Origin of the sequence: Streptomyces sp. DvalAA-14 (assembly GCF_900091855.1) — a bacterium.
In the GTDB taxonomy this organism is placed as follows: domain Bacteria; phylum Actinomycetota; class Actinomycetes; order Streptomycetales; family Streptomycetaceae; genus Actinacidiphila.
This window is the reverse complement of record NZ_FMCH01000281.1, coordinates 1-7917: the sequence shown is the minus strand read 5'-3', so window position 1 is coordinate 7917 and position 7917 is coordinate 1. Positions and strand designations below refer to the sequence as shown.

At 70.8% G+C, this 7917-nt stretch carries 5 protein-coding genes and 1 pseudogene; 2 read left to right on the top strand and 4 right to left on the bottom strand.

All coding sequences use genetic code 11. From position 1 onward, the window contains the following. Positions 1–953: pseudogene (locus tag GA0115240_RS36890) on the top strand (coagulation factor 5/8 type domain-containing protein); the annotation flags it as partial. 213 nt (positions 954–1166) lie between these two features. Beyond that, the gene (locus GA0115240_RS14415; protein ID WP_093737076.1) at positions 1167–1982 is read left to right on the top strand and encodes an SAM-dependent methyltransferase; all 816 of its coding nucleotides are present in this window, start codon (positions 1167–1169) and stop codon (positions 1980–1982) included. Positions 1983–2055: 73 nt separating this feature from the next. Here GA0115240_RS14415 and GA0115240_RS14410 read toward each other — a convergent pair whose 3' ends face one another. From GA0115240_RS14410 to GA0115240_RS14395, 4 genes are all read right to left on the bottom strand, one after another. After that, the gene (locus tag GA0115240_RS14410) at positions 2056–2958 is read right to left on the bottom strand and encodes a helix-turn-helix domain-containing protein (RefSeq protein ID WP_202451360.1); all 903 of its coding nucleotides are present in this window, start codon (positions 2956–2958) and stop codon (positions 2056–2058) included. Between the two features lie 118 nt (positions 2959–3076). Then, complete coding sequence (locus GA0115240_RS14405) at positions 3077–3313, bottom strand: DUF397 domain-containing protein (protein ID WP_093737074.1); 237 nt, start codon at positions 3311–3313, stop codon at positions 3077–3079. A gap of 217 nt (positions 3314–3530) precedes the next feature. After that, positions 3531–5756, bottom strand: coding sequence for an alpha-galactosidase (locus GA0115240_RS14400; RefSeq protein ID WP_093737073.1), 2226 nt, complete (start codon positions 5754–5756; stop codon positions 3531–3533). Between the two features lie 260 nt (positions 5757–6016). Continuing rightward, positions 6017–7917 (bottom strand): fibronectin type III domain-containing protein (locus GA0115240_RS14395; RefSeq protein ID WP_237554870.1); only part of this gene is annotated, 1901 nt, incomplete at its 5' end.

The window sequence follows — 7917 nt, the reverse complement described above, 5'->3', positions numbered from 1 at the left end:
ACCTGGAGCGGCGGTACGACGCCGGGTCCTCGGTGCCGATCGAGCGGTTCTTCGTCGCCAGGCCCGCCGACTCGGCGCGCACCATCAACAAGGCCCTGTCGCAGGGCAAGCACCTGCTGCTGACCCCCGGCATCTACAAGCTCACCGACACCATCAGGGTCAAGTGGGCCGGCACGGTGGTGCTCGGGCTGGGCTACGCGACGCTGACGCCGCTGAACGGCGTGGTGCCGATGACGGTGGACGACGGGCGCGGCGTGCGGATCGCCGGCCTGCTGTTCGACGCGGGCCCGGTCAATTCCCGGGTGCTGCTGGAGATCGGCGGCCGGCGCGGCGGCCGTACCGATCCGCGCGACCCGGCGTCGGTGCAGGACGTGTTCTTCCGGATCGGCGGCGCGGGCGCGGGCAAGGCGACCACCGCGCTGATCGTCAACAGCGACAATGTGCTGCTGGACCACATCTGGGCCTGGCGCGCCGACCACGGCGCCGGGGTGGGCTGGACGGTGAACACCGCCGAGACCGGCGTGGTCGTCAACGGCGACCATGTGCTGGCCACCGGCCTGTTCGTGGAGCACTTCCAGAAGTACAACGTGATCTGGAACGGCGACCGGGGCCGCACGATCATGTTCCAGAACGAGTTGCCGTACGACCCGCCGAACCAGGCGGCCTACCGCCACAACGGTGTGGACGGGTGGGCCGCCTACAAGGTCGCCGACTCGGTGAAGCACCACGAGGGCTGGGGCCTGGGCTCGTACTGCTTCTTCAACGTGGATCCGACGATCCACAATGCGCACAGCTTCGAGGCGCCGGTCCGGCCCGGTGTGGTGTTCCACGACCTGCTGACCGTCTCCCTGAACGGGGACGGCGTGATCGACCATGTGATCAACGACTTCGGTGACGCGGCACAGGGCACTGCCACCGTGCCGGTGAACGTGCTGGGATACCCCGCGGGTTGATCCGCGGGCCCGTGCGGGTGAGGGGGCTGCCGCCGGTCGGTCCGGGGACGGCCCCCTCGTGCCGTGCCGTGCCGCGCGGCGAGGCGGAGGCGTCGGTCCGGACCGCCGAACGAGCCTGGGGATTCGTCTCGACCGGCCGTTGATCGCTGCCTAGGATGATGGCCAACTCCCGCTATTGCAGGACGACTCAGCGCTGAACACCGTGAGGGGCCCATGGGACACGAGGACGCGCCACTCAGTGACAAGATCGACGTGACGGTGCCGAGTGTGGCCCGCATGTACGACTACCTCCTGAACGGAAAGGACAACTACCCGGCCGACCGGGACGCCACCGAGCAATTACTGCAGCAGGTTCCGAGCATGAAGGTCCTCGCGCTCAACAACCGCGACTTCCTGCGCCGGGTGGTACGGGTGCTCGCCAAGGACTACGGCATCAAGCAGTTCGTGGACCACGGGTCCGGGCTGCCGTCGGTGGACAACGTCCATGAGATCGCCCAGGCCGTCCACCCCGACGCCCGCGTGGTGTACAGCGACATCGACCCGATAGTCCTGGCGCACGGCCGCGCGCTGCTGGAGCAGAACGAGAACACCGCTGTCCTGCAGGCCGACTTCCGGGACGTCGACAGCATCTGGGAGAGCGACGAGGTCAAGCGGCTGATCACGATGGACGAGCCGATCGCCGCGCTGTTCGTCTCGGTGCTGCACTGCATCAAGGACCACGACGACCCGGCCGGCGTGGTCCGCCGGGTGCGGGAGAAGCTTCCCCCCGGCAGCTACCTGGTGGTGTGCCAGCTGGTCAGCGACGACGCCGAGACCCGGCGGTTCGTCACCGAGTTCATGGCCGAGTCCACCGGTGACAACTGGGGCCGGGTGCGCACCCCGCAGGATGTCGAGGGCTATCTGGAAGGCCTGGAGATTTTGGAGCCGGGTCTGGTGGAGGTCTCCACTTGGCGGGCGGACAACGATCTGGCACCCCAGCAGCCCAGCAGGGAATGGATCGAGTTCGGCGGCGTCGCCCGCCTGTCCTGACGCGGCGTCAGAACGGCGCCAACCGCAGTCGGCGCCGGCGGCTTCCCGGGATCTCGGCCCTGTCGCGCACCGGTCACCGGTAGCGCTGCAGGGCCTCTTCCAGCATGACCCGGCTGGCGGCCGGAGTTGCGGCCAGCGCGCTCAGCTCGTCGAGCGCCGCGCGGTAGCGGTCGAGGTCCTCCAGCCGGTCCAGGTAGACCGCGCTGGTCATGTGCTCCAGGTACACCACGTCGGGCAGAAAGCCCTGGGCGAACCGCAGATAGGTGACAGCGGCGCCCGGGGTGGCCTCGGCGCTGGCCGCGTAGGAGGCGATCTGCAGCCGGATGCCCGGCTGCCGCAGCACGTCGAGCAGGTGTCGCAACTGCTCGCGCATCACCTCCGGTCCGCCGACCGGCCGGTGCAGGACACCTTCGTCGATCAGCGCCCACAGCACGGGCGCGCCCGGCTCCCACATCCGGCGCTGCCGCTCCAGCCGCAGTTCCACCCGGCGCGCGACCTCGTCCGCCGGGGCGAAGCGGTGGCCGCTGAGCACAACGGCGCGTGCGTAGGCCGGAGTCTGCAGCAGGCCGGGCACGAACTGCGTCTCGTAGGTCCGGATCACATGGGCGTCCCGCTCCAGGCCGATGAGCTGCTGCAGCCACTCCGGGACGACTTCTCCGTACGGCTGCCACCAGTCGGGCTGCGCGGAACGCTGGACCAGGGCCGCGATCTCGGCGCGCTCCTGGTCGTCCACGCCGTAGAGGTCCAGCAAGTCCTCGACGTCACGGACCTTCAGCGAGACGTGGGCGGTCTCCATCCGGCTGATCTTGGAGGCGTGCGCCCTGATGTGCGAGCCGACGGCGGCCGGGGTGAGGCCGCGGCTTTCGCGCAGGGCCCGCAGATACGTTCCCAGCAGGCGCGCCATGGCCTTGGCGCCCATGTCGGGCCGCCGTTCGAACAGCTGTATGGGTGAAACAGGGTGCGGCGAGGCGGGCATAGGGGCTCCCAAGCGGTATCCGGCCAGGCCAGTATTGCACCTGGGAGCCCACTGGCACCGCGTAACAGGGTTGGTTCCCGGCCGACTTCAGTCCCTGATATGCCGTGCGGCCGACCCTTCAGCCGGTGAAGACGTCGAAGTCACCGTCCTTGGCGCCTTCGACGAAGGCGGTGAGTTCGGCGCGCGTGTACACCAGGGCCGGACCCTCGGGGTGGCGCGAATTGCGCACCGCCACGCTGCCGTCGGGCAGTTCGGCCAGCTCGACGCAATTGCCGCTCTGGTTGCTCCGCCCGCTCTTGATCCACTGAACTCCGGTGATGGAGCTGGCCTGCACACCGTTGTCGAACTGCTGCACCGAGCATCACTCCTTCGTTGGACCTGTCGTCCCCCGGGTGCGCCTGCGCGCCAGGGACAACCATAGGGACTCACCTACCCGTTGCGCACGTGCGAATGCAATTCCGGATGCAATTGCACTGTGAGCAGGTCGTGTTGGGGCGTCCGGTCCATCGCCCGGCCGGGCGGCCGCGCCATGGGCGCCGCCCGGCCGACCGATCGGCGCCGGTCAGCGCCGGTCAGCGCCGGTCGTCCCGGCGCACCTCGATCAGCAGCGCGTGCTCCGGGTTGAGGGTGGGCATCGGAATGCCCGCCACCGCCAGCACGGCGCCCGGCAGGGTCACCCAGCCGTCCAGCGCGGCGGTGAGCCAGGCCGGGCCACCGGTCTGGTGCCAGGACGGCAGGCCGAGCTCGGTGCGCACCCGGACCTGGTAGCGGGCGTCCGCGGCGAGCCCGGGCAGCGGGACGCGGCCCCACTGGGCCTCGGGCGAGGTGGCCACCCGGGCCCAGCAGTAGACGGCGGAGCCGCCGTCCTGGGAGACCACGCCGTGCAGCAGGGCGGCCTCGTCGGCGGCGCCGGCGCTCGGGCCGAGGTCGGCCCGGACGGTGCGGCCGGTGTGCAGCAGCGGGCGCAGTTCGCGGTACAGGGCGGTCCAGGCGGTGAGCCGGGCCAGTTCCACCGGGGTGCAGCCGGTGATGTCCTGCTCGATGCCGGCGTGCCCGAACAGCGCCGTGACCAGGCGGAAGGTGTCGGTGCTGATCCGGGCGGTGGTGTGGCTGGCGGCCGGTCCCACATGGGTGCCGAACAGCTCGGGCGGCAGCAGTTGGGCTGTCCAGCGCTGGATGGACTGGCGTTCCACCGGGTCGTTGCAGTCTGAGGTCCACACCCGGTCGGTCCTGGACAGGATGCCCAGGTCGATCCGGCCGCCGCCGCTGGCGCAGCTCTCGATCTCCAGCTCGGGGTGGCGTTCCTTGAGGGTGTCCAGCAGCCGGTACAGGGCCAGCACCTGGGCGTGCGCGGTCGGCCGGTCGGCGGGGCTGTGCACCGCCTCGTGCAGTTCCCGGTTGTGGTCCCATTTCAGGTACGCGATGGGGTACTTGCCGACCAGGGCCTCCAGTGCCTGGAACAGGTACTCCCAGGCGTCGGGGTTGGCCAGGTCCAGTACGTACTGGTGGCGGGCGGCCGGGCCGAGGCCGGCGGCCGGCCCGAGCACCCAGTCGGGGTGTTCGCGGGCCAGGTCGGAGTCGAGGTTGACCATCTCGGGCTCGACCCACAGGCCGAACTCCATGCCGAGCGAACGCACCCGGTCGACCAGCGGGCTCAGCCCGTCGGGCCAGACCGCCGGGTCCACCGTCCAGTCGCCGAGCCCGGCGTTGTCCGAGCGCCGGCCGCGGAACCAGCCGTCGTCGAGGACGAAGCGCTCCACGCCGACCTCGGCGGCCCGGTCGACGAGTCCGAGCAGCCGGTCGAGGTCGTGGTCGAAGTAGACCGCCTCCCAGCTGTTGAGGATCACCGGACGGGGGCGGCTCGGATGGCCCGGGCGGGACCGCAGCAGGGTGTGGAAGCGGCCGGCGAGGCCGTCCAGGCCCGCGCCGGACCAGGCGAAGTGGCAGACCGGGGCCCGGTAGCTCTCGCCGGGGGCGAGCCGGATCTCGCCGGCCCGCAGCAGTTCGCCGCCGCCGAGGGCGGCGGCGTGGGTGCCGGCGCCCTCCGGGTACCGCTCGACGAGGTAGCGCTGGTCGCCGCTCCAGGCGACGTGCACCGCCCACACCTCGCCGTCGCGGAAGCCGAAGCCGGGTACGCCGACGGTGAGCAGATAGGGCGAGTCGAGTCCCGGCTTGCCGCGCCGGGTCTCGCGGGCGTGGGTGCCGTAGCCCAGCGGGCGCCGCTGCGGTGAGCGTTCGCGGCTCCACTTGCCGGTGAAGTCGAGGATCTCGGTGGCCCGGCGGGGCAGCGGCAGCAGCGTGGTGAGCTGAGCGAGGTCGTACGGCGCGCGGTCGTACGGTGCGCGGTCGGCGTCCGCGCGGCGGGTGAGTCCGGTACTGACGGCGAGTACGCCGGAGGGGTCCAGGGTGTAGCGGACGGCGACATCGAGGCCGGATGTTTCGTCGGTCAGCTCGACGGTCAGCTCGCCACCGCCGTCCGCGCCGTCGTGACGGACGGCGCTGGCCACGGTGCGCAGCCGCGGCGCCGACGCGGCGCCGGCCAGGTGTCCGTGGTGGGCGGGGGTGCCGGACCAGCCGTCCGCCTCGGTCGGCCAGATGGTGAAGCGGCGCGGGGTGTCCAGGGCGTTGTTGAGCACGGCGGCCTCGGCGGTCAGGGCGAGCGCGGCGGCGTCCGCGTCGGACAGCTCACCGAGGTCCGCCCCCCAGTGCAGGACTCTGGGCACCGGCTCGGTCAGCTCCACGACGAAGCAGGTGCCGGCCGCGCGCAGGGAGACGATCCGCGCGGTGGTGTCAGGCATACAGAGTCCTTTCGGTGCGTCCACCGCGGTGGACGCGGCTGCGGCGAACCGGGGCCGGCCGGCCGTGTCGGCGGCGGCCGGGCCCGGTTGCGGTCAGTGGTGGTTCCTCGCGAGATGCCCTCGTGGTCGGGTCCTTCCCCGGCGGGGACGTGCTCGCGCCCGGCGCGCCGGCGAAGACGCCGACGACCGTGGGTCGATGCCGTGCGGTGCGGGCCTTCACCGAGGGAAGAATGTACCCTAGAGGGCTTTTGTTCAGCTGGTCAGACCGTGATCCGGTCGATGTCGGACGCGTAGTCGGTGGGATTGCCGAAGGTGATGGTGTTGCTGCCCGCCTTCAGCCGGACGGGTACCGTCACCGATTGCGCGGCGCCCCAGTTGTTGTCGTTGCTGCCGGCCAGCGGGAGGTGGAAGGAGGCGCCGCCGGAGGTGACGACCACGGTGCGGCCGGAGGAGCCGTCCACGTAGTCGAGGGTGAGCAGGTAGGTGCCGTCCTTGGGCGCGGTCACGTTGTTGATCGCGACCGCGTTGCCGCCGCCGCCGAGGTTGCCGACCTTCTTGCCGCCCGAGCAGCCCGAGCAGTCCCCGACACTGGCGCCGCCGCTGAGGGTGTTGGCGGGTGCCTCGGCCTCGTAGGCGACGGGTCCGGTCGCGGCCGGCGTGGTGAGCGGGACGGCCTTGCTGCCGGCCGACCGGTGGCCCCGGGCGTCGGTGGCCACCACGGTGAACGAGTAGTCGGTCGCGGGGGTCAGGCCGGAGACGGTGGCGGTGGTGCCGTCGGTCGTCGCGGCTTTCTTGCCGTTGGCGTAGATGTCGTAGCCGGTGACCGGTGCCCCGGCGGTCCGCACCGCGTCCCAGGCCAGCGAGACGGAACCGGCGGTGGAGGCGGTGGCGTGCACGGCGAGCGGGACGGCGGGGGCGCCGGTGTTCCGCGGGGTGATGGTCAGCAGCCGCGAGCCGTGCGGCGGCAGTTCGGCGGTGAAGCCTCCGCTGACGCTGCCCAGGTTCTTGTGGCTCCACAGGTCGCGCAGGCCGGCCTTGCCGCTGATGCCCAGGTCGCCGAAGTCGGCGGTGACGTCCTGGTAGCCCGCGCCGAGGTTGAACAGGGCGACGGTGTAACTGCCGTCGGCGTTGCGGGCGTACCAGACCTGCTGGTCGGTTGCCTGACTGACCGGCTCGGCCGGGTTGCCCGCCTGGTCGACGGCGATGACCTCGTCGTTGGTGAGCAGCGACAGGCCGTAGTCGTCGAGCTTGGTGAGGTCGTCACCGGTGTAGAGCGGCGCCGACTCGATCGCCCACAGCGTCATGTAGCTCTGGCGCTCGACGTCGGTGAGGCCGTCCATCGGGCCAACGCCGACATCGAGGGAGTCGAGGTTGTTCCAGTGGCCGGGGCCGGCGTCCGGGATCCACTGGACGACGTCGTTCCACCGTTCCTTGACCGAGCTGTTCCAGGTCACCAGGGTGTCGCAGTAGCACTCGACATCGGTGTCGACCCGCCAGCCGTTGGAGTTCTGCTGCCAGACGCCGGCTTTGGCGTGGCTGAGCGACCAGGACAAGGTGAGCTGGATGGGGCGGCCGGTCGCCTGCAGGGCGGCGTGCCAGGCCTGGATGTCGGGGATGTTGTCGTGGGCCGCGTCGCCCTGGTTGGAGCCCGGACCGACGCCGTCGACCTTGAGGAAGTCAACGCCCCAGCCCGCCAGTTCGTCGGCGACGGAGTCGATGTACTTGGTGGTGCAGGGACTGTCGAAGTTCAGCTGGTAGGACACGTTGTCCCAGCCGCTGGTCTTGCGCAGGTCCGGGTAGACGATGTCCTTGGTAGTGCAGCCGGGCGCGTTGTAGATCGGCGTCCGGCCGTCGTTGTACGCGTCGAAGTAGAGGCCGACCGCGAGATAGGTGCCGAACTTCAGCCCCTTTTTGTGCAGTTGGCTGCCGAGGTAGCCGAAGCCGTCCGGGAAGGCGGACGTGTTGGGGAGCGGGCGGCCGTACTGGTCGAAGCCGCCGATCCAGCCGGCGTCCACATTGACGTAGTCGTAGCCGTGCGACTTCAGCTTCTTGGACAGCACGTCGGCCTGTTGCAGGATGTGCGCCTCGGTGAGGTAGCTCTCGCCGCCGTAGCCGGGGAAGTTGGTGGACTCCAGGCTCCAACTGCTCCAGCCCATGTACG